This is a genomic window from Serratia sp. JSRIV001 (assembly GCF_019968745.1).
GTDB lineage: Bacteria > Pseudomonadota > Gammaproteobacteria > Enterobacterales > Enterobacteriaceae > Chania > Chania fonticola_B.
Genome location: NZ_CP074147.1, coordinates 3730176 through 3743457, shown reverse-complemented (window position 1 = coordinate 3743457; position 13282 = coordinate 3730176). Strand labels below are relative to the sequence as shown.

Sequence of the window (13282 nt, the reverse complement as noted above, 5' to 3'; positions counted from 1 at the left end):
GCTGCGCCCGCTTCCAGGATCTTACCAGGAGGAGGAAGACCAGAATACCCGGCCCAGCACTACCAGTTGCTCTTTGCGCTGTGGATAGCTGAGCTGCTCATCCTGATACTCTTCCCGATTCAGAGAGCGGATGACCACGCCACCGTCGGGCTGCTCAATCAGGATCTTGACCCGTAACAGATTGCCGTGGCGGATCGCATAGGTTTTCCCTTCGCGGATGCGGGTATCGGCGGTATTGATTCCCACCACATCCCCATCCTGCAATCGGGGTTCCATGCTGGAGCCGGAGATGCGGATAATGCGCGCCGCGTTTACCGGCACCCCCATCTTGTGCAGATAGTAGCGGCGGAAGATCAGCGAAAACTCTTCACTATCGACAATTTCGTAGCAGCCGTCACCGGCGGAGAAATCGATATCCAGCAATGGGATCTCCACAAACTCTTCCTTGTCCTGCTCGGTATCTTCCCATACCACGGGTTTGAGCCGTGCCGGTTGGAAATCAGACTCGGCCGCCACGTTGGCAAACGGCTGTTCCAGATCCTTCTCATGGAACACATCGAACCAGCCTTTGGGCAAGCCGAGTTTGGCCTCAATGCGTCTGGCGAGGTTGTCGCCCAGGTTGCGGGAGGATTTTTCACCGGTGATCTGGCTCAGCGTTGGCGCAGAAGATCCCACCAGTAGAGCAAACTCATTCTGGTTGGTGCCTTGCCGGGCGAAACGTGCCATCAGATCGCGCAGGTTATTGCGCCTGATTTCTTTGGTTTCCATGGGCCGATGATCTCACTCTTTAGCAAAAAGGTAAATCCTTCGCCGCTAAAATCTTTAGCGCCAACCTAAACCTATTCCTAACCAGGAAACATCTTTCAACAGCTTGTGTTGTACGTCAGCCGCATTGTTCCACTAAAATAAGGGTTTTACAGCAGGGTTGGCGGGTACAAGCGTGCGTCTGGATAGAAAAATCTCTTCTTTTGAACATCTGATCTACCGTAATTACCGCATCGTCCACGGGGTACGGATCGGGTTGGCTTTTATCCTGACCTTTCTGCTGATCCGTCTGCTGGCGGTGCCGGAGGGTACCTGGCCGTTGATCACGCTGATCGTGGTGATGGGGCCGATCTCTTTTTGGGGTAACGTGCTGCAACGAGCGCTGGAGCGTATTGCCGGTACGGTGTTTGGTGCGGCCTCTGGTCTGATTGCGCTATATCTGGAGCTGTATTCACTGCCGCTGATGCTGGCCTGGTGCGGGGTGGTGATGTTTGCCTGTGGTTATCTGACGCTAGGCAAACGGCCCTATATGGCGTTGCTGGTGGGCATTACGCTGGCGGTGGTCATCGGTGCCGGGGCTGGCGATATCTCTATCGCACTGTGGCGCAGTGGCGATGTGATTTTTGGTTCGTTGCTGGCGCTGCTGTTTACCAGCATCTACCCGCAGCGGGCTTATGTATTGTGGCGAATGAAAATGGCGGATTGCCTGGAGACGGTAGGGAAGATCTACGGCGCTTACCTTTCACCCAATATGATTGAGCGGCCCCGGCTGGAGCCCCGGCTCAAAAACTTGCTGGGCGATGTGGTAAAACTACGCGCACTGATCGCCCCCGCCAGCAAAGAGACTCATATCGCCAAACCGGTCTTTGAGGCGGTACAAACCCTGAGCCGCAATCTGGTTTGCACGTTGGAGCTGTTAGCCGATGCTTACTGGGCCTCGCGTGAAACCCATTTTATTATGCTTAATGCCAAAACCTTGCGTAGTTCACAGCTGTTGACGCAGCGCGCGATCGAATCGCTGGCGAGTATTATGCGAGATGGTGAACCCCTGCATGCACAGGTTATTGCCGGGGAACTGAACGATATCTCCGCAGAGCTGAAGGCATTAATGCAAGAGGCCAGTGCCGCTCAACTCAGCGAAGCCCCGATCTATGGCTATGTCTGGCTGAGCATGGAACTGGCGCAGCAGTTGGAAGAGTTGGGCGATCTGCTCAAGGTCTGTACGGCCAATACTCAGGAATAGTGGATCAGATCATGAAGCAGGTGCATCAGGATAGGGTCAATGCGCTAAAGTAGGTAAGATAAGGCAATGACAGTTGTGTCTGACGGCCACAACCCTGTATCTTGGTATCATTGTGGCCGTAAGCAAATGAATCTGTGTATTACTAAAGCAAGGGTATAAAGATGGATAATGCAAATAAGCCGAGTTTCCAGGACGTTCTGGAGTTTGTGCGTATGTTCCGCCGTAAAAACAAGCTACAGCGTGAAATTGTCGACAACGAAAAGAAAATTCGTGACAACCAGAAGCGTGTGCTGCTGCTCGACAACCTGAGCGAGTACATCAAGCCGGGCATGAGCATTGAAGACATTCAGGGCATCATCGCCAACATGCGCGGTGACTATGAAGATCGCGTTGATGATTACATCATCAAAAATGCCGATCTGTCGAAAGAACGCCGCGAACTGTCCAAAAAGCTGAAAGCAATGGGCGAAGTGAAGTAATTCGCGTCAAGCAGGGCTGGGGATCTCCCGGCCCTGCGTCTTTTCAGGGGCGCAGCGCCCCGAACGACCATAAAGAATAACGATATGTTACCGTGCTATAGCAAATCTGCTTAAAGCCGCTACGCTAATGTTATAAATAGACTTTGCCCAATCGCTTTCACGATGTTGCTTGAAGGACGACGGGTATAAATTTCTTCGCCAGCAGAGGCTGTCATCGATGGCAGAACCGCAACTCAGCACCTTTCTCAACCTGGACGAGACGCTCCATCCTCCCCGTATCTTGGCATCTGGGGATTGGGTGTTGGCACATTATCGCCTGTTGGAACCCTCCGTTGGGCAACTGCAAGCCCGCTTGCCGGCCGATGTGGTGTTCGATCTCAGCCAACTGGGCAGCCTGGATACCGCAGGTGCCACCTTGCTGGTCAATCTGCTGGGTGACCAACGGATATCCGATCTCAAACAGTTAGCCCCCACGCTTCCTGTGGAACGCCGCGTGCTGTTGGAAACCGTTGGCCGTGCCTTGCAAGGATTTACGCCACCACCGGCAGAAAAGCCGCCCGGTCTGGCGATCGAACTGCTGGCCAACGTCGGCCGGTCGATGGAAAATTTCTGGCACAACCTGGTTGCCCTGCTGGGGTTTATCGGCCTGACGTTGCAAACCCTGTTTGCCAATCTGTTACGCCCTACGCGCTGGCGGATCACCTCACTGGTAGCCAATCTCCAGCAAATCGGCCTGAACGCGGTGCCGATCATTATGCTGCTGACCTTCCTGGTAGGGGCCGTCATCGCTTTCCTGGGGTCAACCGTCCTGTCTACCTTCGGTGCCAGCATCTTTACCGTGCAACTGGTGGTGTTTTCCTTCCTGCGAGAGTTCGCAGTGCTGCTGACGGCTATCTTGATGGCGGGCCGTACCGCCAGCGCCTTTACCGCAGAGCTTGGGCTGATGAAGGCCAATGAGGAAATAGACGCTATTCAGGCGATGGGCCTGAACCCGGTTGAACTGCTGGTGCTGCCGCGCGTGTTGGCGCTGCTCCTGGCGTTGCCGATGCTGACCTTCATCGGCATGATTAGCGGCATCTTTGGCGGCATGGTGGTTTGTGCCCTGACGCTGGATATCTCACCCACCATGTTTTTAACCATCATGCAGAGTAGCGGCGGTTTTCAGAACTTCCTGGTGGGGATGAGCAAGGCGCCGGTATTTGCGTTCCTGATTGCCATTATCGGCTGTTTGGAAGGGTTTAAAGTCAGCGGTAGCGCCGAGTCGGTAGGGGCTCATACCACCGCCAGCGTCGTGCATTCAATCTTTGTGGTGATCCTGCTGGATGCGGTCGCTGCACTGTTCTTCATGGAGATGGGCGTGTGAGCCAGACGACCCCTGAAGCCATTATTCGCATCCGTAAATTGCGAAACTGTTTTGGCCCCCAATGCGTGCATGTGGACCTCGATCTGGACGTGCGCCGAGGAGAAATCCTGGGCGTGGTCGGTGGTTCGGGCACCGGCAAGTCCGTGCTGTTGCGTAGCATCGTTGGTCTGCGCCGCCCAACCGCTGGACAGATCCACGTCTTTGGCGAGGATCTGATGGCGCTCTCTGGTACGCGCCGCTCTGTGCTGGAAAGGCGGTTTGGCGTGCTGTTTCAGCGTGGTGCCTTGTTCAGCTCGCTGACGGTGACGGAAAACGTGGCGCTGCCGCTGATTGAATACGCAGGCTTACCGCGCCGTGATGCCGAGCAGCTGGCCCAGGTGAAGCTGGCGCTGGCCGGGCTGCCTGCCAGTGCCGGCAACAAGTATCCGGCCTCGCTTTCTGGCGGCATGGTCAAGCGTGCCGCGTTGGCCCGATCGCTGGCGTTGGATCCGGAAATCGTATTTCTGGATGAGCCAACGGCCGGGCTGGATCCCATCGGTGCCGCCGCCTTTGACAGCCTGATCCGCACGTTGCGCGATGCCTTGGGGTTAACGGTGTTTCTGGTCACCCACGATCTCGATACGCTTTATACAATCTGTGACCGGGTAGCGGTACTTTCGCAGAAGAAGGTGCTGGTGGTGGATACGCTGGAGGTGGTGGCCGCCACTGACGATGCCTGGATCCAAGAGTATTTCCACGGCCCGCGTGGGCGGGCGGCACAGCAGGCCGTAACGAATATCCCAGAGAGGCAATAACAAATGGAAACCCGTGCGCATCATGTCTTGATTGGTTTATTTACGCTCATTATTTTCACTGCCGTGCTGCTGTTCAGCCTGTGGCTAACCAAGTCCGGCACCGATCGCCAGTTCAAGCAGTACGATATCGTGTTTAATGAAGCCGTCAGTGGCCTGTCACAGGGCAGCACGGTCAATTACAGTGGGATCCGCGTGGGGGAAGTCACTCAGCTGCGATTGGATCCCAATGTGCCGACCAAAGTCTGGGCGCGCATTCGGGTCACGGCCTCTGCACCGATCCGTGAGGACACTCAGGCTCGCCTGGCGATAGCTGGCATTACCGGTACGTCCAATATTCAGCTCAGCGGTGGGAGCGAAACCAGCCCGATGCTGACAGGAGAGGATGGGGCAATCCCGGTGATTGTCGCCACGCCATCACCGTTGACCCAGTTGCTCGCCAATGGCGAAGATGTGATGAGCAATGTCAACCAGGTGCTGGTGCGTTTGAATCAGCTCATGACGCCGGACAATCAGCAGCGTTTGGTGAATACGCTGGATAATCTGGAACAGATCACCTCTACCGTAGCCGGGCAACGTGAAGATATCCGCACCATCTTGCAGCAGCTGGCGCTGGTGACCAAGCAAAGCAACGATACGCTGGCGCAGACCAATCGGTTGGTGCGCAATGCTAACGTGTTGCTGGACGGGCAGGGCAAGCAATTGGTGACCAATGCGGCAAATACCATGGCTTCGCTTGAGAAAACCACTGCACTGCTCAACAAGCTGATTGGTGAAAATCAGCAGTCACTGAATAGCGGCATCCAGGGATTCAACGATCTTGGCCCGGCGGTAGATGAATTACGCAGAACCTTATTGACCTTACGCGGTGCCATGAGCCGCCTGGAAGAGAACCCGTCCGCCTTGCTCAGGGGCCGCGAACGTACCAAGGAGTTTACCCCTAAATGATTAAGCTAAAACTTCGCCAGATGCTTCGGTTGTTGGTGCTGGTGGCCGTGATGCCGCTGGCCGCCTGCACCATTTTGCCGGAAAGCCCGATACAGCAGGTGTATTTGCTGCCAGCCCAGCCAGTGGCCGTGGCAGGGGGCCAGGCGTCTGAACGCTCGGTACGTATCGTGCAGCCCAATACCAGCCAGTTTTTGAACGGTACGCGCATTGCTGTGCAGCCTCAGGGTGCGGAGATCACCTCTTTTAGCGGTTCACGCTGGAGCGATCCGGCCCCGTTGTTGTTGCGTAATCGCCTGATCCAGGAGTTCCGTACTAACGGCCATTTCCGCTCGGTGAGCAGCGACGATGACAATTTACAGGCAGATCTTGAGCTAGGCGGCGATTTGTCCTCCTTCCAAGGGGTCTATAACGGGGATCGGGGCGAAGTGGTGATCCGCTTTGATGCTCGCCTGGTTCGCACCTCCGATCGCCGAGTGATGGCCAGCCGTAGTTTTGCGGTGCGCGAGCCGATCCACGGCACATCGATGGACAACGTCGTGCAGGCCTTTGGCCTGGCCAGCGATAAGCTGGCAGCGCAGACGCTGGCATGGGCGCGCCAGCAGGCGGCTAATTAAGACTCGTCGGCCATGGCCTTTAACCACTGGATAAAGGCGTTGATTTTAGGCCATTGCCGGTCCGAGAGCGTGGAAATGTAGTAGCGCTGGGCGCATTGCATTTCCATGCCGGGGAAGGGCGCGATAAGTTCGTTATTCTCCAGGCGCTTACTCACCAACTTCTTGCGGCCCATGGCAATTCCCACGTGGTTCATGGCCGCGATCACCGCCAGATCCGAACGATCAAATCCCATACCGCGCTGGCCTTCAGCAAACTCCAGGTCAAAGTGTTTAGCCCAGGTATTCCATTCCCCAATGTCCGAGTCGTAACTCCATGCCTGACGATCGTGCAATAACGTGCAGCGGCGCAGGTTGGCGGGATTACCCGCTAGCTCATGGCGCTCGGCGTACTCCGGGCTGCAAACGGGCACAATCGACTCATCCATCAAATGCTGGCAATCGAGTTTCTCCGGCGTTTTATCATCAAAATAGATCGCCAGATCGATCCCCGCACCGTGGAAGTTCACCATCTCGTTACCGGTGAGAATATTCAGGCTGATGGCCGGATATTGGCGATCGAAGTCTGCCAGCTTGGGCACCAGCCAGCATTGGGCAATCGACGGGCGGGAGTAGATAGTCAGGGTGCCAGACAGTTCCTGACTTTTAATCTCCAGTATCTCCTGATTGAGATAGCTGAGTGACGATTTCAACACCCAGAACAACCGCTCGCCTTCAGGGGTGAGTTCGATCCGGCGGTGAAAGCGCTGGAATAGCTTGAAACCCAACTCGGCTTCCAGATTGTTGATCCGATGGCTGACGGCGCTGGGGGTGATCGCCAACTCTTCGGCGGCCAGCACGAATGAGCCTTGCCGCGCGGCAATCTCAAACGTATGCAACTTGGCTAGCTGATAGCCATTCAGGTGCCGGTTGCGGGCGAGCTGGTGCTTGTCGTCGTACATGCTTATCACCGGTGAAATAAACCAGATTATATCGAAGCTGGGGGTTTAAAGATGAAGCAATGTGAGTCAAAGACAGAAATAGTACCAAATGTTGACCGAAATCACCTGATTGATTGAATCTGGCTCATGTGAAGAGGCGTTTTGATCGTTTGTCAGCGCTGGGGCGTTAGTTTCCAATAGGAGTGAAATTTATCCTGGAAGGACGCTGAACATGGACTCGCAGATCTGGGTAGTCGCTACGTTACTAAGCAGCATCATTATCATTATTCTCACTATCGTAAAACTCAAGATCCACCCGTTCCTGGCGCTGTTGCTGGCCAGTTTTTATGTGGGGGCCCTGATGGGCATGAACCCGCTGGAAATGGTCAATGCCATTGAAGGCGGTATCGGCGGGACCTTGGGCTTCCTGGCGGCGGTGATTGGTTTAGGCACCATTCTGGGCAACATGATGGAAGTGTCCGGGGCGGCAGAACGCATTGGCATCACCTTGCAAAAGTGCCGTTGGCTGTCGGCTGACGTGATCATGGTGCTGGTGGGGCTGGTCTGCGGCATTACGCTGTTTGTTGAAGTGGGCGTGGTGTTGCTGATCCCGCTGGCGTTCTCGATTGCCAAAAAAACCAATACCTCCTTGCTGAAGTTGGCGATCCCGCTGTGTACCGCATTGATGGCCGTGCACTGTGTGGTTCCTCCGCATCCGGCGGCGCTGTTTGTCACCAACAAGCTGGGTGCCGATGTGGGCTCGGTGATTGTGTATGGTTTGATTGTCGGGTTGGCCGCCTCGCTGATCGGTGGGCCACTGTTCCTCAAGTTGGTCGGTAAGCGTCTGCCGTTCAAACCCGTACCCGCCGAGTTTTCCTCCGTGGAGGTACGCAACGAGCAGGACTTGCCTTCGTTGGGTGCCACACTGTTTACCGTGCTATTGCCGATCATTCTGATGTTGGTGAAAACCGCAGCGGAACTCTATATGGCCAAAGACAGTGCGCTGTATACCTTCCTGGAGTTTATCGGCAACCCGATCACCGCCATGTTTATCGCCGCCTTCGTGGCCTACTACGTGCTGGGGATTCGGCGCAATATGGGCATGGGCACCTTGCTGACCAAAACCGAAAACGGCTTCTCTTCCATCGCCAACATCTTGCTGATTATCGGGGCCGGCGGTGCATTCAACGGCATATTAAAAGCCAGTGGGCTGGCGGATACGCTGGCCGTGATCCTATCGAATATGGACATGCATCCGATCTTGCTGGCCTGGCTGGTGGCTATCTGCCTGCATGCGGCGGTGGGGTCGGCCACCGTGGCGATGATGGGAGCAACGGCTATTGTTGCCCCCGTATTGCCGCATTACCCTGGCGTCAGCCCGGAGATCATCGCGTTGGCCATTGGCTCGGGTGCCATCGGTTGCACCATCGTCACCGACTCGCTGTTCTGGCTGGTGAAACAATACTGCGGCGCGACGCTCAGCGAGATGTTTAAGTATTATACCTCGGCCACCTTTATTGCTTCGCTGATTGCGCTGGGAACCACATTCCTGCTTTCTTATATCATCTAGACCAAAAGAGACTCTTTATGAATACGTTAGACATTGAAAACCTGGTAGTGAAATTTCCTTTGGTGCAACGGCTGATGGATTTGGAAGCGGTGACCTGGTTCAACCCCAATACGACCACGCTGGAGGAAGGGTTACCCTATGTCGGGTTGACGCAAAATGATGTCGCCGAAGCCGAAGCGCGCTTGCAACGCTTTGCTCCGTATCTGTGCCTGGCCTTCCCCGAAACGCAGCAAACGAACGGCATTATCGAGTCTGAGGTAGTGGCGATCCCGGCGATGCAGGGCGCGTTGGAGCAGCGTTATAAGCAGGCGAGCGCGGGCAAGATGTGGTTGAAAAAGGACAGCCATTTGCCGATTTCTGGCTCCATCAAGGCCCGTGGCGGCATCTATGAAGTGCTGACCCATGCGGAAAAGCTGGCCATCGAGGCGGGCATGCTGTCTGTAGACGACGATTACAGCATCCTGTTTAGCGACAAGTTCCGCCAGTTCTTCAACCAGTACAGCATTGCCGTGGGCTCAACCGGTAACCTGGGGATGTCGATTGGCATCATGAGCGCCAAGCTGGGGTTCAGCGTCAGCGTGCATATGTCTGCCGATGCCCGCGCCTGGAAAAAGCGCAAACTGCGTGAGCACGGCGTTAACGTGGTGGAGTACGAGCAGGATTACGGCGTGGCGGTGGCTCAAGGGCGTAAGCAGGCAGAATCGGATCCGCGCTGTTTCTTTATCGATGATGAGAACTCGCAAACCCTGTTCCTCGGCTATGCGGTGGCCGGTGGTCGCCTGAAAAAGCAGTTTGCGCAGATGAACATCCAGGTTGATCAGGACCATCCGTTATTTGTCTATTTGCCCTGTGGCGTAGGCGGCGGGCCTGGCGGAGTGGCGTTTGGTCTGAAGCTGGCGTTTGGCGACCATGTGCACTGCATCTTTGCCGAGCCGACGCACTCACCTTGCATGCTGCTGGGGATCCACACCGGGTTGCACGATCACATTGCGGTGCAGGACCTGGGGATTGATAACGTTACGGCAGCGGATGGTTTGGCCGTCGGCCGGGCTTCCGGGTTCGTCGGGCGTGCCATGGAACGCTTGCTGGATGGTTTCTACACCCTGAGCGATCAGGAGATGTACGACCTGCTTGGTTTGCTTGCCGCTGAAGAGAGCATTCAGTTGGAGCCCTCTGCGTTGGCTGGCATGGCGGGGCCGGCTCGAGTCTGCGCCGACCCACATTATCTGGGCAGCCATAAGATCGATGCCCAACGTATCGCTAATGCGACGCATTTGGTGTGGGCAACCGGTGGTGGAATGGTGCCTGAGGAAGAGATGGCCAAGTACCTCGCAGCCGCAAAACGCTAGCGCTATATGCGGTTAAATGGGTGTAGCATCATGCTACGCCCGTTTGGTCATGCCTTACCTCCATAGTTTGACCTTAATCAGCCTATGTCCTTGATGCGAAATTAATAATAAGAATTACGCCTATTAAAAGAATTGCTATCATGTCAATGTGTACTATAAGTCGGATCCTGTTTTTCTGTGACGGATAATATTTTCTCAGCTCTGTAGCGCTGGCTGCCACAAACTATCCACAGCGGAGCGATAACTTTCAGTCACACCTGGATAAAACCTGGTAGCTCTACCAGTAACAACGGATTGCTTAAGCCTGCAGCGAAGTAAGGGTAGCCAGCAGCCCATTTCGGCAATAACCAAGCATTAAAACGGTAGAGTAATTAACTGATAAGCGAGTAACACGGAACACTATTAATAGCGCGTTTGCCAGGCTCCGTCCCGGAATTGGTCCAGACTCCTGGTGTGATCTATAAAAATAGCTGCGCCTCCTGCTATGGACACTATGGTGAAAAGAACGCCTCAGACAAAGCCCGCCCGCTGAAAGAGTTAACGTAGCAGGAAATCGCAGAAGGTCTGTGGCACACTATGCTGGTGAAATAGTGGGGCAGGCAATAAGGCCAAAGCGCGTTTAAGTGACAAATCTGCACTCGTATAGATGTTATAAAAATGTAGGAGTTTGTGTGAGTGTTGTGACCTGTATCATGGAAGCCACGAAAAACCTCCTGTAAGTTGACATTACAAAAGAGCTTGCGTCATTTTCTATTTCTCTCAATATATCGTCGAACTTTACTCGTTGCTTATTGCTGTTAATTCTGACGTTAGTCTTGATTCGTGTTTAGGTGATTCATTCTTTAATTTGATGAAATTCATATGTGGTATTGCTACAGTCTAAGGTGTTTCATATTTGAGACTAAAAATTCGATACGTTTAAGACGCATTGTGATTTATTGTATGTTATTGATGTGGCAATAATTTAATTAATGATAATGAGTGCCTCATCTGCGATCCTTAGTCCATGATGACATCATTTAATCGGTGTTGTAGTTAGTGTAGTAGAGTAATTGATAGTCTGAATAAATGTAATTTTTTTAGATAAAATATCTATACATCTGGCACGGGAGGAATCCTAAGGGATGTGATTATAAAATCAAGGAGGAACATATGAATACAGTTTTTAAACCTCAAGATAATCAATCTGCGTTATTATCTCAATATTGCGCTGTGAGTTCGTATACCGAATGGGATCCATTGGAAGAGGTTATTGTCGGTGTTGTAGATGGTGCGTGCTTCCCACCTTGGCATGTTGCTCTTGAGCCCGTATTGCCCGCTGCACAACATTCACTGTTTCAGCGCATGGCCGGTCGCTCATTTCCCGTGAATCTTATCGATAAGGCCCGTGAGGAACTCGAGGAATTTGTCTGTATTCTTACAGGAGAAGGCGTCACAGTTCGTCGTCCAGTTCCCCAAGATCAGACATTGATTTTTGGTGCACCGGGTTGGTCTAGCAGCGGGTTATATTGTGCAATGCCTCGAGACGTATTGTTGGTGATAGGCAACGATATTATCGAATGTCCTCTTGCATGGCGCTCCCGTTACTTCGAGGTTTCCGCATATAAACCATTGCTCAAAGAGTACTTTAATAGCGGCGCTCGATGGAGTGCCGGGCCGAAACCGCAGTTGACGGATGAGCAGTTTGATCCTGATTGGGAAAAAAATGCCTCGTTTGGCACAATACCGCTAGTGGTCACTGAATTCGAGCCTACGTTTGACGCGGCGGATTTTGCTCGCTGTGGCCGAGATATCATAGCCCAAAAGAGCAATGTGACTAATGCATTCGGCATTGAATGGTTAAGACGCCATCTTGGTAGCGAATATCGTGTCCATGTTTTGGAGTTTGATGACAAGCATCCGATGCACATAGATGCAACTCTGGTTCCACTGGCACCAGGCAAGCTGCTGGTAAATCCTGAGCGCGTACGAGAGAAACCCTCCATCTTCAAAAACTGGGATATGTTACTGGCACCAGAACCAATAGTTCCAGACTCGCATCCGCTATATATGACCAGTAAGTGGATAAATATGAATATCCTTATGCTGGATGAGCACCGTGTGATTGTTGAAGCACAGGATGAACCGATGATTAGAAAAATGAAGTCTTGGGGATTTACGCCTATCCCATGTAATTTCAGGTGTTTTAATAGTTTCGGTGGTTCTTTTCATTGCGCAACATTGGATGTTCGCCGGCGTGGCAACCTCCAATCCTATCTATAGTAGGAGGGCCAGCGATGAAACTGTGGAAATATTCTCAATGGGATATTCTGATGTTTATCCTGAGTCTGGCACAATTGGTGCTAACGTTCTGGCTAGCCTCGCGATGGTCTTTTTTTTCTTGGAGTGCTTGGGGTTTTAACGTACTGCTGCTTGTGGTTATGACGACTTATAACATTATAATTATTTCACATTTTTTTACGCATACCCCTTGGTTTGTTTCATCAAAATTAAATGCCGCAGTATCTATGTTTAACTCCATAAATATTGGGCAATCCGTCCAAGCTTACCATTTGACGCATGTACGGAATCATCATCGATACAATAATGATCGTGGTAAAAACGGGCATCCGCCTCAAGATACTTCTTCTACGTTCGTCGATGGCGTAAACGGTGAACACGTGGGCCTAATACATTACGCATTTCGGGGAGCGTTCTACACTTTTTTCAGCAGTTTAGTTGCAATGGTCAAATCAGTTTGCTTTTGGAGGAGTCATGCGGGTGTCGTTGAGATGGACCTCTTCTATTCGCGCTCGCCATCAGCAAGATCGCGTGAGATAGCGCAATTACGCTGGGATCGAGTGGTGCAGTGCTTAGCGCTATTCCTATTGTTATGTGTGGCATGGGATTGGGTGCTCTTGTGCTATTTTCCTGCACTCTATCTGTCTTTCGCGCTGGTTAATATCCAGAACTACTACGAACATTTTGGTGCAAATCCCGATGACCCATTTGCCAACTCGGTAAGTCATTACGGTCGGTTTTACAATTTTATCGCGTTCAACGATGGTTATCATCAGGAGCATCACCTTGTGCCAACAGCGCACTGGCTATATTTACCCTTAACGCGTCAGAAATATGCTAAGCAACTCTCAGAGCATCAGCGTGTCATCAGCCCGGTTCCTGCAATTTTGGGTTTCTTGCATCGACAGCGGACGATGCTGCACAAAAAAGTGAACACGGGTCATCTTCGCCAAGGCGATTAAG

The 13282-nt window shown here is 52.9% G+C and carries 12 protein-coding genes; 10 read left to right on the top strand and 2 right to left on the bottom strand.

Going from position 1 to position 13282, the window contains the following annotated elements:
- Positions 1–21: 21 nt before the first annotated feature.
- On the bottom strand, positions 22–768 hold the full coding sequence (locus KGP17_RS17375; protein ID WP_223498046.1) for a S24 family peptidase: 747 nt from the start codon (positions 766–768) through the stop codon (positions 22–24).
- Between the two features lie 172 nt (positions 769–940).
- Here KGP17_RS17375 and KGP17_RS17370 point away from each other — a divergent pair, with 172 nt between their 5' ends.
- The 6 genes from KGP17_RS17370 (at position 941) to KGP17_RS17345 (ending at position 6203) form a co-directional block, all read left to right on the top strand.
- On the top strand, positions 941–2008 hold the full coding sequence (locus KGP17_RS17370; protein WP_021805837.1) for an FUSC family protein: 1068 nt from the start codon (positions 941–943) through the stop codon (positions 2006–2008).
- Between the two features lie 161 nt (positions 2009–2169).
- Positions 2170–2487, top strand: coding sequence for a PTS system regulator TmaR (gene tmaR, locus KGP17_RS17365; protein ID WP_021805836.1), 318 nt, complete (start codon positions 2170–2172; stop codon positions 2485–2487).
- A 217-nt stretch (positions 2488–2704) separates the two neighbouring features.
- Positions 2705–3850 carry an ABC transporter permease gene (locus KGP17_RS17360; protein ID WP_223498045.1) on the top strand — a complete coding sequence of 382 codons (1146 nt, stop codon included), beginning with the start codon at positions 2705–2707 and terminating at the stop codon, positions 3848–3850.
- Positions 3847–4644, top strand: coding sequence for an ABC transporter ATP-binding protein (locus KGP17_RS17355; RefSeq protein ID WP_021805834.1), 798 nt, complete (start codon positions 3847–3849; stop codon positions 4642–4644). The genes KGP17_RS17360 and KGP17_RS17355 overlap by 4 nt, the downstream gene beginning before the upstream one ends.
- A 3-nt stretch (positions 4645–4647) precedes the next feature.
- Positions 4648–5589 (top strand): MlaD family protein, encoded by a 942-nt coding sequence (locus KGP17_RS17350; protein WP_059201208.1) that lies wholly within the window; start codon positions 4648–4650, stop codon positions 5587–5589.
- Complete coding sequence (locus KGP17_RS17345) at positions 5586–6203, top strand: ABC-type transport auxiliary lipoprotein family protein (protein ID WP_021805832.1); 618 nt, start codon at positions 5586–5588, stop codon at positions 6201–6203. Before KGP17_RS17350 ends, KGP17_RS17345 begins: the two co-directional genes overlap by 4 nt.
- Here the strand turns inward: KGP17_RS17345 and dsdC are convergent.
- Entirely contained in the window at positions 6200–7141 is a 942-nt protein-coding gene (gene dsdC, locus KGP17_RS17340) for a DNA-binding transcriptional regulator DsdC (protein WP_021805831.1), read from the bottom strand. The two genes, KGP17_RS17345 and dsdC, sit on opposite strands and share 4 nt — an antisense overlap.
- Before the next feature lie 211 nt (positions 7142–7352).
- Between dsdC and dsdX the strand changes: the two genes are divergently transcribed.
- The 4 genes from dsdX (at position 7353) to KGP17_RS17320 (ending at position 13281) form a co-directional block, all read left to right on the top strand.
- Entirely contained in the window at positions 7353–8690 is a 1338-nt protein-coding gene (gene dsdX / locus KGP17_RS17335; RefSeq protein WP_223498044.1) for a D-serine transporter DsdX, read from the top strand.
- A gap of 17 nt (positions 8691–8707) precedes the next feature.
- A complete protein-coding gene (locus KGP17_RS17330; RefSeq protein WP_223498043.1) occupies positions 8708–10039 on the top strand; it encodes a D-serine ammonia-lyase in 1332 nt (443 codons plus the stop codon).
- 1152 nt (positions 10040–11191) lie between these two features.
- The gene (locus KGP17_RS17325) at positions 11192–12301 is read left to right on the top strand and encodes an amidinotransferase (RefSeq protein WP_223498042.1); all 1110 of its coding nucleotides are present in this window, start codon (positions 11192–11194) and stop codon (positions 12299–12301) included.
- Positions 12302–12315: 14 nt separating this feature from the next.
- A complete protein-coding gene (locus KGP17_RS17320; protein ID WP_059201205.1) occupies positions 12316–13281 on the top strand; it encodes a fatty acid desaturase in 966 nt (321 codons plus the stop codon).
- Position 13282: the final 1 nt, after the last annotated feature.

Coding starts and splice junctions, on each gene's coding strand:
- KGP17_RS17320 (WP_059201205.1), top strand. CDS start 12,316: ATGAAACTGTGGAAATATTCTCAATGGGATATTCTGATGTTTATCCTG.
- KGP17_RS17345 (WP_021805832.1), top strand. CDS start 5,586: ATGATTAAGCTAAAACTTCGCCAGATGCTTCGGTTGTTGGTGCTGGTG.
- dsdX (WP_223498044.1), top strand. CDS start 7,353: ATGGACTCGCAGATCTGGGTAGTCGCTACGTTACTAAGCAGCATCATT.
- tmaR (WP_021805836.1), top strand. CDS start 2,170: ATGGATAATGCAAATAAGCCGAGTTTCCAGGACGTTCTGGAGTTTGTG.
- KGP17_RS17325 (WP_223498042.1), top strand. CDS start 11,192: ATGAATACAGTTTTTAAACCTCAAGATAATCAATCTGCGTTATTATCT.
- dsdC (WP_021805831.1), bottom strand. CDS start 7,141: ATGTACGACGACAAGCACCAGCTCGCCCGCAACCGGCACCTGAATGGC.
- KGP17_RS17375 (WP_223498046.1), bottom strand. CDS start 768: ATGGAAACCAAAGAAATCAGGCGCAATAACCTGCGCGATCTGATGGCA.
- KGP17_RS17350 (WP_059201208.1), top strand. CDS start 4,648: ATGGAAACCCGTGCGCATCATGTCTTGATTGGTTTATTTACGCTCATT.
- KGP17_RS17360 (WP_223498045.1), top strand. CDS start 2,705: ATGGCAGAACCGCAACTCAGCACCTTTCTCAACCTGGACGAGACGCTC.
- KGP17_RS17330 (WP_223498043.1), top strand. CDS start 8,708: ATGAATACGTTAGACATTGAAAACCTGGTAGTGAAATTTCCTTTGGTG.